The sequence below is a fragment of the Endozoicomonas sp. genome, assembly GCF_031844845.1.
GTDB lineage: Bacteria > Pseudomonadota > Gammaproteobacteria > Pseudomonadales > Endozoicomonadaceae > Endozoicomonas.
In genome coordinates this window covers 1-14,593 of record NZ_JAVRMB020000249.1, presented here as the reverse complement: position 1 = coordinate 14,593, position 14,593 = coordinate 1, and the positions used below count along the sequence as shown (strand labels likewise).

Below are 14,593 nucleotides of genomic sequence, written 5' to 3'. Positions count from 1 at the left end.
TAGCATTGATCACCCTGGTTGTTGTGACGGCAGTGTATTGGGTGAGTACTCAATAGCCGTTCATGCAACCTTAAGTACCAGGCTTACCGCCAGAATAAGAATAACAACCAACAAAAATGTACCAATAACTCCAGCGATAATGAAGTGCGCTGGTTTGCCCTGTTGGAAATCCCTTTCCAGATTGGATTTTTTCTGAACACCAAATGCAGCAGACAATGCACTCAAGACCACAGATTTAATCCCGGTTCCTTTTCGATCAGACATTAGCCAGCGCTCATAATTCGATAAAAGTCCATTTATTCTACGATCTGGCAATGTGTATTGGTATCACAACCGTTAATTAACAATCACAACCCTGATCTTGTACTGAGTATCCCTGGCAGCGAAATAGCCAATCCAGCTATCCTTTTCTGAGTCCGTCCAGGAAACCAGCTGGTCTGCAGCCAACTGGGTTAGCCTGGCTCCATATTCTTTGGCATGGGGGAGTATCACGTAAGCCAGCGCTCCCAGGACCAGACCATTCGTTGCTGAGGTCAAAGCCTGTTGCAAGGCGATATTCCAACCACCCGTTGCATAATAATTTATAGCGCCATTCAGGGCATAATAGGTAATCATCGGTAGAATGGTTGCTGCCGCCACAGGGACTGCATATTGCTTGACATTTTCCGGTAAGGGAATCAATTGATAGCCAGAAACAGCGATAGCTTCAGCTCGTTCACCAATGGACATTATCTGGTGTTGCAGATCGATATTGAGAGGGTCAAAACGCTCATCCTCGCCAATAGGAATCATTCTTTTGACCTGGTAAAACCGGTAACCAATCTCAAGCAGGCCTGCTCCTGCAGATAATGCATAGGCTGATGTTGGATCCCAGCCCCTGCCTTTAAAAAATTTCATATAACCGTTATGAATAGTGTATTGGATACTTGTTTTCATTGCGGCATTGAAGTCACCAGCCAGGCCTGGAATTGATGAAAAACCAAGATCTTTCCTTAACAGTGAAATAGTCTCCCCCGGAACATTGCCAAAAAGGTTGAAACCGTAACCAACCATGATCATGGCCACACCATCCAGAGTCTCATCGTTCAGGGTGTCCAGCATTGACCACTTGCCAAACACTTCATGCAGTCGCCCCTCGTTCTGCAGATATTTAAGGGATTTAGCGACAACTGTCGAAACACAGTCCAGCATTCGATTGGTAGGTGTTGTTCTGAGATATAGTCTGAACGTTTCAGTTTTACCCCTGTTTATTGCATTTTTCTCAATCTTGTCGCCTCTGGCCTCTGCTCTTCTGACTTCGTCTGCAGATGGCCGACTGGGGTCACCGGTCACTGATTCGCCATAGCTTGCCAACAAGGAATATACGGTAAATCCTTCGACAAAATCAGCAGAACACTGGGCAAAGAGAGAGTTATTATCAGCAAATACCTGGCTTTGAATGAGTTTTCTGATTGAGTGGATGATATCCAATTCAAGAAGCAGGTAATTCCATCTTAAAAGTGATGGCCAAAACGAATGGGGCTGCCATGTTACCGTGTTCATCGCAATAATCGGTAATATTTGGGGTACAAAAGCACCGACAGCTGCCGCCTTGGAAAGACTTTCTTCTTTCTCTAGCAGTATTCTTACTTTCTTACCGACCATTTCATCAGTGGTATCAAGTTTTAAATGGATGTAGCGGTCACTATTTGAATTAATGGCTTTCCCATTATCTATAACCTGAGCATTTCTACCATGCCAGTAAAGTTCCCGGCTTTCATTCTCGCGAGTTTCAAAATGCGCCTGATTAAATTCCGAAATAAATTTTATGGGTATTTTACCATGGGTCTGACTCACCAGGTTATGTGTGTCAATCTCAAGGTGAACAGGATCATTGTTTTTAATAAGTACCTCTACGGAGTGTTTTTTATCAGAAGCTAATACTAGAGAGCCATCAGCACTGGAATTTGCTGATAGAAATATGAAAGAAAGAAACAACAATGCCATGCCAGCTAAAAAAATCCGTTTTTTTATTTCAATAACATGCTTCAAACAATTGTATGTTTTTACTCTTGCCTTTGATTTCACCTGTTCTTTATTGTATTCAAATAGCAAAAGATCAGCCATTATTTTACCACCTCAGTAGTTTGGCTCTCCTTTGCCGATAAAAACAAATTGTTTTAATTAGGGATACATTTAAGGTAAATATTTTGTATATATTCTAAACGAAGTTAAGATTTTTTTATTATAATTAATTGAGATGTTTTTTTGGCTTTTATTTCCTTTTTTATTACTTTAGAAGATATCAAACTTATTTAATATATATTTGAATTTAATTGCTGGATGGACGTAAGGTAAGTGAGGTTTGTTTGTTATTTTCAAATATATCAATTCGGTAGCGGATCTCATCGGCAAGGAAATACTCTGACCAACTTCCAGACTCTGAATTTAAGTAGTCAAGGACTGGCTTTTGAATTTCTCGCGAAACCCATATTCCATATTTCTGTACGACAGGAGAGAGTAAATAAGTGGCAGCACCAAGAACCATTCCCTCATAAGCCGTATTAAATAGTGCAGAAACTGGCTCTGAATAAGCACCGGCTGTTACTTTAAGAGCGCCATTAAGTAACGTTGGAATGGCAATGCCAAGCATTAGTAACTGGAGGTCAGAAAACTCAGGCAGTGCCAATGCTTGATTAAACGAAACACTCATTGCCTCTGCGCGCTTGGTAAAGGAGTAAAGCTGGTGCATTTTTTCTCTGCCCTGCATATTTTGGTGAGAATAAAGTCGCCAGAGTATTTCAAAACCGCCTGCACCTGTGGCCAGTGGCAGCGCATAGCTTTCACTGTAACCATGGTATCTGAGTTGTCCTTTAAAGAAATCTTCATACCCTGATTGAAGGGTGTATTGAACAGCCTTGACTAACGAGCGGTCCAGGTCGCTTTGTAAGCGTAAGTCGTCCGTAGCATTGGAAATACCAATAGTTTTTTTTATGGATTTAAACAGGTCGCCAGCTTCAAAGGCAAATGTGTTAAATCCATACCCAACCATTATTTTTGAAAGCCCATTGATTGACTCTTTATTCATATTCTTAAGATATTGCCACTCATTGGAAGTATGATTCTTCTGAATGTCAAGGAGGGTTACTGATACAGTACTGGACATACAGTCCAGAAGTCTTTTTATAGGGGAGCTCATAATAAAAGCGCGGAATGTTTCAATTTTGCCTCTATTATAACCAGAAGTTTCCCCATAGTTTGCTGCTTCAAACAATAAAAAACTCTCTACAAAGTCTGCTGAGCATTGTGCGAGTAATGGTCTGTTTTTTCCAAAGGAGCGAGTAAGTATCAGCTCTCTTATTGATCTAATAATATCTCCTTCCAATATTTTGTAATTCCATCGCATTAATGAATCATAGAGTAACCCGGGAGCAGGCCCCCAGGTAACATCACTCATTAAAATAATGGGTAACATTTGTGGGAAAAAAGCAGCAATGGATGAAAATCTTGAAATATTCTCTTCTTTTTTAATACGAACGTTGATCGATTTACCCGATAAATCATCATTGACTTCTAATCGAACATAAATGGTTGAATCATTATTCACGGGTTGATTTGCTTCACGGTATTTATAATTGAACCAGCGATGCCATAATATTTCTTGTTCTCCAGAATCAAAGCTTGCATTATCCTGATTCAAGATAAACTTGATGGGAATCTGACCCTGTAAGTTGTTATCTAAGCCTTTGGTGTTAATGGCTATTGTTATCGAGTCCTGCCCTGTAGTATCTATTTCCAGCTCAGTCTCCATAATAGGAGACAGCACATAAACATCCTCATATTGTAAGGCCAGAACTGAGGTGGATGGTACGAGTATGCAGATAGAGAAGATGAGGTAAATCAGTCTTGGTATATTGGCATACTTACAATGATTTTCCAAAATTGCAAAACAAGGCATACCTTTCACTCAAAATGGAAGGCACTCCTTTGCCATTTAACCCTATGGCTACAGGCTTCAGACTATCTCTTAAATAGCCTGAAACAAGCCGGTTTGTTTTAACGGTGTTAGTGTTCTGATAGTCTGTTGAATCAGTCAAAAAGTTTCTCAATATGAGAAATATCGCTATTGCTACCGGTCAAAACCACAATATCACTAGCGTGAAGCACCATACCTGGCTGTGGTTGCAGCACCATATTATCCCGTCGAACTTCAACGATGGAAACATCAGTGCCTTTAAAATCAAGGGATTCAATGGTTTTCTGGCTGGCTTTACAGTTTTTACTGACAGTTACCGCGTGTCGATAAGCTTTCTTATCATTTTCCAGCAGGTAGTCGTTAAGACCCGGATAAAAGCCATTCAGGATTTCATATCCTCGGGTTCTTGCTTCATGAACCCTCTTGCGTACATGAGTGGGATTCATGCCCAGCATTAAAAGGGCATGCTTAACGATGACAAGGCTGGATTCCAGTACTTCCGGAATAACAACCGTTGCTCCCGCTTTTTTCAACTCCTCTGACTGGCTATCGTCCCTGGTACGAACCAGAACCGGAACCTGAGGTGATCGCTGTCGGATAGCCTTCAGTATCTTAAGGGCATTATCCGGACGATCAATACATATCACCACCTGGCTTGCTCTTTCCAGGCCCACAGCCATCAATAGTTCCAGCTTTCTACAGTCACCAAAGAATACCGGGTCACCGGCAAGGCCTGCTTCGTGAACATGGAGCGGATCGTCATCAATAGCAACAAAAGCCTTATTTTCCTGGGTTAAAAATCGGGCGATGGTCTGACCAACCCGGCCATAGCCACAGATCAGGGTGTGATGATGTATATGTGCGGTTTGTTTTCTGACTTCTTCTTCTTTAACGCGGTGAAGGGTTTGCTCCGACTTATCGTATTTCATCAGTTTAACAATGGCATTGCTGTTTCTGATAAGCAGGGGGGCAATAATCATGGAGAGAATGGTAACAGCCAGTACTATAGAGGTTAGATCGCCACCACTTTCACCATATTGAGAAGCCAGGGCAATCAGGGCAAAACAGAACTCCCCACCCTGGGCAAGAGAAAGACTGGCTCTTAAGGATATATTTTTGGTTTCACCGGAGGTTCTGGCCAAAACATAAAGGACCAGGAATTTGAAGACAATCAGTGCCAGAGTACCCAGCAGAATCTCCTGCCAGAAGTTCAGCAGGACATCCATATCCAGCATCAGGCCCACTGAAACGAAGAACAGTCCCAGTAGAACATCCCGGAATGGCTTGATATCCGCTTCTACCTGATGCTTGTAATGACTCTCCCCCATCATCATGCCAGCAACAAAACCACCCAGAGCCATGGATAAGCCCAGGGCATGGGATAGCCAGGCCGCCATCAGGGCAATAACCAGCGCCATCAATACAAAGAGTTCTTCGGAACGAGCCTTGGCGACTTCATGGAAAATAAGCGGAAGAACCCACTTGCCAATGGCCAGCATAAATACAACGAACGCGATGCCTTCAGCAAAAGCAAAGCCCAGTGAAGAGGCGATAGAATTACCGGAACCGCCAATAAGGACAGGGATCATAATAAGGAAAATAACGGCGGCAATATCCTGAAACAAAAGAACACTGATGGCCAGTTGCCCCTGTCGGGAGCGGATTTCATTACTTTGAGTTAACTCTTTGGATACAATGGCTGTCGAGGACAGTGCCAGCGCAGAGGCACAGACCAGCGAGGTTAACAAAGCAAAGTCAAAGGCCATCAGAATGCCAAAAATGCCAGTTCCGGTCAGCAGAACCTGCAAGCCCCCCAGGCCAAACACCTCTTTTTTCATCGCCATGATGGTTTTTATTGAGAATTCCAGCCCCAGGGTAAAGAGCAGGAAAACCACGCCAATCTCAGCCAGCAGAGCGATATCAAAGTCCTGTTGAATCAGGCCTGAGGTGGTGGGTCCGAGAATGATGCCTACAAACAGATAACCAAGGCTTTCGGGCAGGTTAAAACGCTTGAAAAAAGCGATGGTAACGGCTGACAAAGCCAGAATAAGCATGAGTTGATTGAAAAAAGTAAAATCCATAGGCTCGCCAGCTGTATTTATAAGAATTAGTCGGGAGTATCAGTAGCAAAATATGATTGTAGTTATATCTGGGTAATTTTCACTAACACTATGGTTATATTATCGCTATGGTACTCTGCCTTTTTAGGATGTTTTATGATTAAACTGACTTTATACACCACGGCCGGTTGCCATTTATGCGAAGAAGCAGAGCAAATGTTGCACATATTGTCTGAGCAACAGCTTTGCCAGTGGCAACCGCTGGAAATCTGTGACCATGATGATCTTGTCAATCGCTATGGTATCCGGATTCCGGTGATTGCAACAGGGCAGGGCAGGGAAATAGGCTGGCCGTTCACCCTGGAGTCACTGTATGACTGGCTGAATCAACCGATTTCAGGATAGGATAGAACCTTCAAAGATTGTTAATTGGCAGGGATGGCATGATTAACTACACACGGCTCTTTATTAACCAGGAGTCTACCGAACAAGATTCCACTAAACATAATAACGGTAAGATTGTGTCTGAAGAGAAAAACCGCTTACTTAAACTGGCGACCTATGCCTCGGTTACTACGGCAAGTATTCTTATCATTGCCAAACTGATCGCCTGGTTTATGACCGGCTCCATGAGCCTTATGGCGACGCTGCTGGACTCCACCATGGATATTCTGGCCTCTTTAATCACACTGTTTGCGGTGAGAATCGCCATTACTCCGGCGGATCATGATCATCGTTTTGGTCACGGCAAGGCAGAGCACCTTGCGGTACTGGCGCAATCGGCTTTTATTGCCGGCTCTGCTATTGCCCTGATACTGCATGCCCTGGACAGAATGACCGGCGATGCTGTCATTCTTGCCAATGAAAGTGCAGGGATGATCGTGATGGTTTTTTCCCTGGTCGCCACGCTGGTGTTGCTATCCATTCAGCGCTACGTCATTAAAAAAACCAATTCCGCAGCCATTAAGTCCGACTCGCTTCATTATCAGGTCGACCTGCTGACCAACCTTGCGGTGTTAGCCGCTTTGGTCGGATCCAGCTTTGGCTACCAGCAGGTGGATAATATTCTGGCACTTGCGATTGGTATCTTTATGTTATTCAGTGTCCGGACTTTGGCCTGGGAAGCCATTCAGCAACTGATGGACCAGTCACTTCCCGATGAAGACCTTGCGGAAATTGAGCGCAGGGCACTCACTATCGATGGAGTGCTTGGTATTCACGATGTGAAAACACGGGTATCCGGCTCTATCCCGTTTATCCAGATGCATCTCGACCTCGCTGCCGATCTGCCTTTGACCCAGGCCCATGACCTGGGTGCCCTGGCCAAACGAGCAGTGCTTTCATACCTGCCCGAAGCTGATGTTATTGTTCACCTTGATCCTGAGCGTCCTGAGAACATACGGGAATAAATAAATCCAGTGAACTCAGGCCGGCCTGGCCTGAGAGACTGTGCTTAAGATTGGGATCGACTCTGTATCAAGACTTTCCGTCCCCCGGGGCATGAGCCTTATCAAGCTGCTCTTTATATCGTGGTAATAGCTGCTCAAATTGGCTACAGGCTTCTTCAATAGTGCTACGCTCATTTGGGTCAAAAGCCAGCATTTTTTTAATAACCGGAATGAATAATTCAAAATCCATGTTGTAGTGAGAGTCATCCGGATCAAGGCACTTCAGAATAGCGTTGTGATTGTCTTTGTTTCGATCATCATCGTTCCCCCAGAGTTCATTCTCAATATAATCTTTGTTAAATCTATAGAAACGAGTTGTTTGAAATAAATCAAGAATCATCATTCCTGCTTGCCAGGAAGCTACTTTTGTTGCTGAAATAGTACGCTGATCAATGGTACGCTGATTCATTTCCGGAGGAAATTGCCCGCTGATCCCCTTTAAATCAATATCTTTCCTACATATCTCTGAATGTTTAAATTCATCGCCGAAATCTATTGAATTAAGTTTGGGCTGGTCCTTTTTCAAGTTATCCAAAGCGATTTTCTTGAGATTAAAATTAGGTTCAGGATATATGTCAGCATTAACAAATGCCAGCTCTGCTCTTCCAAGGCGCTTAAGTTTTCATCGCTGATATTAAGACAGAAATTACGCCATTTAATATCAAACATGTATATTCCCTGTTTATGACAGCCTACAATATTTTTTAATAGTAACAATGCCAGGTCCGCGCTATACACAACGGTGTCTTGCAACAGTTCTATTAAGTTATCACAACAAGGCCCCGCATAATCCATGAATACAATTGACTGATTCTTTTCTATATCGCTATTCTTTTTAGCTTGTTTACAACAGTGAGAAACACCATGAACATCAGGAGACAGTCCTGCAGCAGCTGTTTTCGGCTCTAACGTAATGAATAAGCGGGCTTGAGCTCATAAATTACTGTCATCTACCAATGGACGCTGTAATCAGGTCAGATGTTCTGGTTTCAAACTGAAAGGCTTGCAGTGCAAGTCCCTCAGGTCAATTCTTCATCAGTCACATCTTTAAATGATGTGACTAAGAGACAGTTCTCAGGGGGGGAAGGGACACTCAAGATTAAAGAAAACCAACGACGTTCTCCAGGTCTCCTGTGCTATCCGCTCAGGTGTCTTGCCCGTATTATTGGCAATCATATTAATGACTTCCGACAGGAAGGCGGGCTCATTTCTGCGGTCTTTTGGCTTTGTTTTCAGCGTCCTTGGCAGTAACCAGGGGGCATCGGTTTCAACCATTAAGCGATTTTCAGGAACATCTTTCATCAGAGGATGAAGGTGTGTTCCCCTTCGTTCGTCGCAAATCCAGCCAGTAATACCAATATGGCAATCCAGATCAAGATATCGGTAGAGGGCGGTTTTATCAGCAGTGAAGCAGTGAACAACCAGTTTACTGATCTGATCCCGATAATTTTTGATGATTTCAGAAAACCGTTCCGAGGCATCCCGTTCGTGGCAGAACAGGGGAAGGCCACACTCTATGGCAAGTTCCAGCTGGTTCTCAAATACTTTCTCCTGGGCGGGGCGGGGTGAGAAATCACGATTGAAGTCGAGCCCTGTCTCACCTACAGCCACCACTTCAGGTTCATTGAATAGTGATTTCAGCGCTTTGAAGGTTTGAGTATTGGTGTCTTTTGCCCCATGGGGGTGTACGCCAGCAGTGCAGAAACAATGGCCTGGGTAACGTCTGGCCAAATCCAACACTTGTTGAGACTCTTCCAGGGAAGTACCCGTCAGAATCATGGTGGTAACACCCTGTTCGATAGCTCGACTGACAACATCATCCCGATCCTTGTCGAACGCTTTATTACTCAGGTTAACGCCTATATCAACCAGTTGCAGAGTCATTAATTTTCCTGTCTTTGCGAATTTCTATTACCGCCTATTTTGATTAACATGCTTCATTACCTCAAGAAAGAGATGAGAGGAAGTTGATGCAAGTTACCCAATTGGCGGTCTACCCCATAAAATCCACAGGACAAGTTCCCCTTGAAAGTGCTGTGGTTACTCCAAGAGGGTTTAAACACGACCGGCGCTGGTTACTGGTGGATGAGAATGATCGATTTATTACACAACGACAATATCCTTTGCTGGCCCTGGTAAGGACGGAGTTTGTAGAGAGTGGTCTGCTAATTTCACGACCCGATGCTGAAGGCATTTATGTACCGACTCCCGCAGAGAATGGTGTCTTGAAAACGGTCACTGTGTGGAAAGACTGTTGCAATGCACGGGATGCAGGAGATGAAGCAGCGGAATGGTTTAGCCGTGTACTTGGTATGATGTGCCGACTGGTTTATCAACCAGACCACTCAATACGTCCAACCGATGCCCGATATTCGGGAACAGGTGATCACACCAGTTTTGCCGATGGTTTCCCATTTCTTCTCACCAATGAAGCGTCTTTGCTGGATTTAAATGATCGACTGACGGATGCGGTAGCCATGTCACGTTTCAGGCCCAATATTGTATTTAGCGGACAGCAACCATTTCAAGAGGATGGCTGGTCGAGAATTCAAGTTGGAGATATTGCTTTTCGTGTTGTAAAACCCTGCTCCCGGTGTGTGATGACGACAGTGAATCCTGATAATGGTCAAAAAGAGGGTAGGGAGCCATTAATGACACTGTCCCGCTATCGACGGACGGATATGGGCGTTATTTTCGGGCAAAATCTGATTCCTGATCAGGAAGGCATTATCAGGGTAGGTGACAGGGTCAGGATACTGGACTCAAGAGTTTGAACTTATTCCTGAATTAGTGATCGCATGAAATACGATTGCAAATGATCACTTTCTATGACGTATCTTCATGCCAGCCCTGCAACAACGCCGATTTTTCAACGCCAGAATGCTGTGCAAAAATTAACACGCTCAAAAACATCCAGTGATCCCGGGAAGCCTCATAGCCTGCAGTCTGGAAATAACTACAAAAACAAAAGAAAAATAACAGCCAGGCTCCCCCCCCCTGGCCAGTATTGGAAATTATCTGCAAATCAGAAATACTCCTTATCTGGGTATAAATGAGCGAGGAATATTCACAAAAAGTCAACTTTTTGAAAAAAACAGTCTGGTTACCTGGTTCAATGGCGCGAATGTACCAGTGACAACTAAAGATAAAAAAAGAATTAGAACCACTTCCTTATTACATCAAACGGTCAGCCTTGATCAATACAATGTTACTATCTGTGATAAAAGTACCGGGCCAGGTCAGGGTGGCGCTTTCTTTGCTAACTACGGCATCAGAAAGAAGGCTGCAAAAGAACACGGGTTGCTGGAGTTTACTGCTAATACCAGGGTAGAAACAATACTGTATAATGGCGATGCAAGGGCCGTGCTATTCACTACCCGAGATATTTTGCCCGGTTCGCAGATATTAATTCCTCAACGGGGGATGGCATTAAATGAGGCCGTTATAAAAGGAGAAGCTATTTCTGAAGAAGAAGTCATCCAAAATATAAAAAAAATGTATAAGTTTTGCAGCCACTGTCATTATTATTCCCCTCATACGAGTTCCTTGAATAGACATACAAAAACACAACATTCAAGCATAAAGAATATCAGATGTGAATTATGTAAAGAAACATTCGTCACTAAAGAACAATTGCATAGTCACAGTCTGTATCACAAATCTGTAAAAAAGTTCAGATGCCCGCATTGCAACACAGGATTCAATGCTAAAAAGACACTCAGTCGACATATAAAACTGGTTCATTTTGGTAAGAAAGAGTTTGAATGCACAGCCTGTAAAAAATGCTTTAAATCAGGTGAGAACCTGAGATCCCATTACTCATCGGTTCATACAGGAAAAGACCAGTACAAATTTGAGTGTGAATTCTGCAATAAAAAATTTGCCAAAGATTGTAACTTGAAATCACACTTACATGTACATTCAAATAGTCGTAATGAATTATGCCGTTACTGCAAGAAAGCCTTTAAAACCAAGCAACTAAAGAACAAACATGAAGCCATCCATGATAAGAAGCTTGAATGCTCAGATTGTAATAAAAAGTTTGCACATGCTACTGAGTTACGAAGACACAGTTACTTCCACACCACTGTGAAACACTATACGTGCGAGTTGTGTACAAAGTCCTACAAATATCATTCAGGACTGTATTTGCATAAAAAGGTTAAACACCCTGTAATCGCAGAGGACAGGACATCCAGTGAGCCGGGCAAATCGGAAAATCGGAGGAAAGTACGCATCCCCCCTAAAAACAAAGAGCAAGTCAAAACCATGATTCTTGAAGGAGAATCCCAAGTAAACGTGATGAAAGCAACCGGGGCATCCAAGTCGACTTATTTCAGGCTAAAAAAAATGGTTTTATCATAATGCAGTTAAAGGTAATTGGAATTGGGCTGTTGCCCAAAACCATTATTTAACGGGCTTTTCGCCTGTCCTGCTTCCTACCGGCAATCACCAATAGACATGGAGTCAGAACCAACGTGAGGAGTGTGGCAAATGCCAAACCGCCGGCAATGGACGTAGAGAGCTGATTCCACCATTGCGCTGTTGGCCCACCAATCTCAAGACGATGATTGAACAGGTCAATATTGGTTGAAAGCACCATGGGCATCAGGCCCAGGATGGTGGTTATGGTGGTTAACATCACTGGCCGCAGACGCTGGGCGCCGGTTCGAAGAATGGCTTCTTCAGCTTTCATTCCCTGACGACGCAGAACATTGTAAGTGTCAATCAATACAATATTGTTGTTCACCACGATTCCGGCCAGGGAAATAACACCGATACCACACATAACAATCCCGAAAGGTTTGCCCGCCAGCATTAGTCCCAGCAGTACACCGCCAGTGGACAGCACTACTGCTGACATAATCAGGAAAGCCTGGTAAAAGCTATTGAACTGGGTAACCAGAATCATCGCCATGACGAACAGGGCAATAGCAAATGCCTTGACCAGAAACTGACTACTTTCCTGTTGGTCTTCGTTTTGTCCCTTAAAGCTGAAGCTGACTTCGTCCGGAACATCAAGCGCTTCCAGTGCAGCTTTCAGTTCGGGCAGGATATCGTTGAGTAAAACGCCTTCTGCAAGGTTGGCACCGACACTGACGGTTCGTTTACCATCGAGGCGCTTGATACTATCGACTTTTGGCGCAATCTCCCGCCGGGTAAAGTTACTGATCGGCACAAGCCCCGCCTGAGTCATTAAACGAAGTTGATCAATACTCTCCAGGTGACGGTCTGATTCGGGAAAGCGTATACGAATATCCACTTCATCACTGCTGTCATCCGGTCGATAGCTGCCAACGGTTAATCCAGAGGTCACCAGTCTGACCAGCCCTCCGGCACTGCTGACATCCGCGCCGTAACGAGCGGCACCGGCCCGGTCTACATTGATACGCCACTCATAGCCAGGAGTAGGGCCATCGTCTTCCAGATTGGTAAAACCCTTTATTTTGGCCAGTTCCGCTTTTACCTGAGCCACCGTAGCATGAAGAACTTCAAGGTCACTGGCACTGATCACCAGCTCAAGTGGTTTGCCCTGGGGTGGGCCATCCTTCTGTCGTTCAACGGTGATATTCAGACCTGCAAAGTGAGATAACTTCTGTGCAATCTCTTCCGCTACCAGGGCTGCTTTTCTACGATACTTCCAATCCACCATGTTCAGGCGGATGGTGCCCACTTCCTGATTTCCACCCGTTCTGGCATAAAGGGTTTTCAGTTCCGGCTGGCGCAGGAGAATGGTTTCAACCTTTTTCAGAATATGATCTTTCTCATCAATGGACAGGTTACTGGAATTAACCCGCACCTTGACCATGATATTGTTGGTATCAACATCCGGAAAAAACTCAAAGCCTTTGCCAAAGTTAATGAAAACCGCATAAATAACCACCACCAGGGCCATTCCGGAAAACAGGATCTTCAGGGGATGTTGAATGGCTCTGGAGAGGATTTTGATGTAAAAACCCGCCCACCCGGGAATGTTATTCAAGTCACCGGTTTCAGCTTCTGTAATGGCGCGTCGTTCCTTGTCGCTTAGTTTTCGAGGCTTACCGATAACCGAGCCAATGGTCGGTATAAAGATAAGCGCCATAACCAACGATGCGGAAAGGGTGGCAATCAGTGTTAATGGCAGGTACGACATCATTTCACCCATGATGCCAGGCCAGAACATTAGCGGGAAAAAAGCCGCCAGAGTGGTTGCTGTTGATGCAATGATGGGCCATGCCATCCGCAAAGAGGCTTCCCTGTAGGCCTGCTGTCGGGGTATGCCCTCAGACATTTTCCGGTCAGCATACTCGGTGACCACAATGGCACCATCAACCAGCATACCGACCGCCATCATCAGGGAGATCAAAACGACCATATTGATGGTCAGTCCCATCATGGCAATAATCAGAATACCGGTCAGGAAAGAGCCGGGAATGGCGATGGCTGCCAATACGGCGCTGCGAAAGCCCAGGGCGCCAACTATCACAGTGACCACCAGAATAATAGCCGCCAGCACACTGTTCTGAAGATCGTTGACCATATCGACCACATCAACAGACTGATCACCCACGTAGTTTACGTTGAGGGTGAGTGGTGCGAGCTTTTGTCCTTCGGTAATAATCGCCTTGGCAAGGGCCACCGTTTCAATAATATTCTCACCGGGGCGCTTTTTGATTTCCAGGGCAACACTGCTTTGCCCATTCATTCTGGCGTAGCCACCACCTTCCTTAAAGGTGCTTAATACGGTGGCAATATCACCAAAGGTGATGACACGGTCGCCATCCGCCTTGACCGGCTGAGAAAGAATGTCAGCCGCGGTTTTATAGACGGCCGGTACCTTTACCGAAAAACGTCCCTTGCCATTATCCAGATTGCCAGCGGCCACTAACTGGTTATTTTGGGAAACCAGATTGATGACATCCGCAGGGACAAGGCCATAGCTTTCGAGTTTTAACGGATTAATGATAACGTCAACGACTTCCTCTCGGTCGCCGGCAATATCCACCTCCAGAATCTGCTTTCTTGATTCCAGCTCATCTTTGAGTTTACGGGCCATTTTAACCAGCGCCCGTTCCGGCAGGTTACCGGAAAGAACAGCGGTAATGACCGGCTCCATACTGGCAAATGAGATCTGATTAATAATGGGT

Annotated in this window: 11 protein-coding genes; 4 read left to right on the top strand and 7 right to left on the bottom strand. The window is 44.6% G+C overall.

The window, feature by feature from the left end; translation table 11 throughout:
• Positions 1-60 precede the first annotated feature (60 nt).
• The 4 genes from RM811_RS13510 to RM811_RS13495 all read right to left on the bottom strand — a co-directional run bounded on the left by RM811_RS13510 (position 61) and on the right by RM811_RS13495 (position 6,036).
• On the bottom strand, positions 61-264 hold the full coding sequence (locus tag RM811_RS13510; RefSeq protein ID WP_402525150.1) for a DUF2970 domain-containing protein: 204 nt from the start codon (positions 262-264) through the stop codon (positions 61-63).
• A gap of 72 nt (positions 265-336) precedes the next feature.
• A complete protein-coding gene (locus tag RM811_RS13505) occupies positions 337-2,106 on the bottom strand; it encodes a hypothetical protein (protein WP_402525147.1) in 1,770 nt (589 codons plus the stop codon).
• Positions 2,107-2,311: 205 nt separating this feature from the next.
• Positions 2,312-3,805 carry a hypothetical protein gene (locus tag RM811_RS13500; RefSeq protein ID WP_402525145.1) on the bottom strand — a complete coding sequence of 498 codons (1,494 nt, stop codon included), beginning with the start codon at positions 3,803-3,805 and terminating at the stop codon, positions 2,312-2,314.
• A 263-nt stretch (positions 3,806-4,068) separates the two neighbouring features.
• Positions 4,069-6,036 carry a cation:proton antiporter gene (locus RM811_RS13495; RefSeq protein WP_402525143.1) on the bottom strand — a complete coding sequence of 656 codons (1,968 nt, stop codon included), beginning with the start codon at positions 6,034-6,036 and terminating at the stop codon, positions 4,069-4,071.
• Positions 6,037-6,171: 135 nt separating this feature from the next.
• Here RM811_RS13495 and RM811_RS13490 point away from each other — a divergent pair, with 135 nt between their 5' ends.
• Both RM811_RS13490 and RM811_RS13485 read left to right on the top strand, forming a co-directional pair.
• A complete protein-coding gene (locus RM811_RS13490) occupies positions 6,172-6,420 on the top strand; it encodes a glutaredoxin family protein (protein WP_402525141.1) in 249 nt (82 codons plus the stop codon).
• A gap of 38 nt (positions 6,421-6,458) precedes the next feature.
• Positions 6,459-7,424, top strand: coding sequence for a cation diffusion facilitator family transporter (locus tag RM811_RS13485; protein WP_402525139.1), 966 nt, complete (start codon positions 6,459-6,461; stop codon positions 7,422-7,424).
• 67 nt (positions 7,425-7,491) lie between these two features.
• On the opposite strand, the gene RM811_RS13480 is transcribed toward RM811_RS13485, so the two are convergent.
• Both RM811_RS13480 and RM811_RS13475 read right to left on the bottom strand, forming a co-directional pair.
• On the bottom strand, positions 7,492-7,872 hold the full coding sequence (locus RM811_RS13480; protein ID WP_402525137.1) for a hypothetical protein: 381 nt from the start codon (positions 7,870-7,872) through the stop codon (positions 7,492-7,494).
• A 665-nt stretch (positions 7,873-8,537) separates the two neighbouring features.
• Positions 8,538-9,347 carry a TatD family hydrolase gene (locus RM811_RS13475; protein ID WP_402525135.1) on the bottom strand — a complete coding sequence of 270 codons (810 nt, stop codon included), beginning with the start codon at positions 9,345-9,347 and terminating at the stop codon, positions 8,538-8,540.
• Between the two features lie 86 nt (positions 9,348-9,433).
• On the opposite strand from RM811_RS13475, the gene RM811_RS13470 reads away from it, so the two are divergent.
• Positions 9,434-10,237 (top strand): MOSC domain-containing protein, encoded by an 804-nt coding sequence (locus RM811_RS13470; RefSeq protein WP_402525132.1) that lies wholly within the window; start codon positions 9,434-9,436, stop codon positions 10,235-10,237.
• A gap of 358 nt (positions 10,238-10,595) precedes the next feature.
• The gene (locus RM811_RS13465; RefSeq protein ID WP_402525129.1) at positions 10,596-11,828 is read left to right on the top strand and encodes a C2H2-type zinc finger protein; all 1,233 of its coding nucleotides are present in this window, start codon (positions 10,596-10,598) and stop codon (positions 11,826-11,828) included.
• A 46-nt stretch (positions 11,829-11,874) separates the two neighbouring features.
• On the opposite strand, the gene RM811_RS13460 is transcribed toward RM811_RS13465, so the two are convergent.
• Positions 11,875-14,593 (bottom strand): efflux RND transporter permease subunit (locus RM811_RS13460; RefSeq protein WP_402525127.1); only part of this gene is annotated, 2,719 nt, incomplete at its 5' end.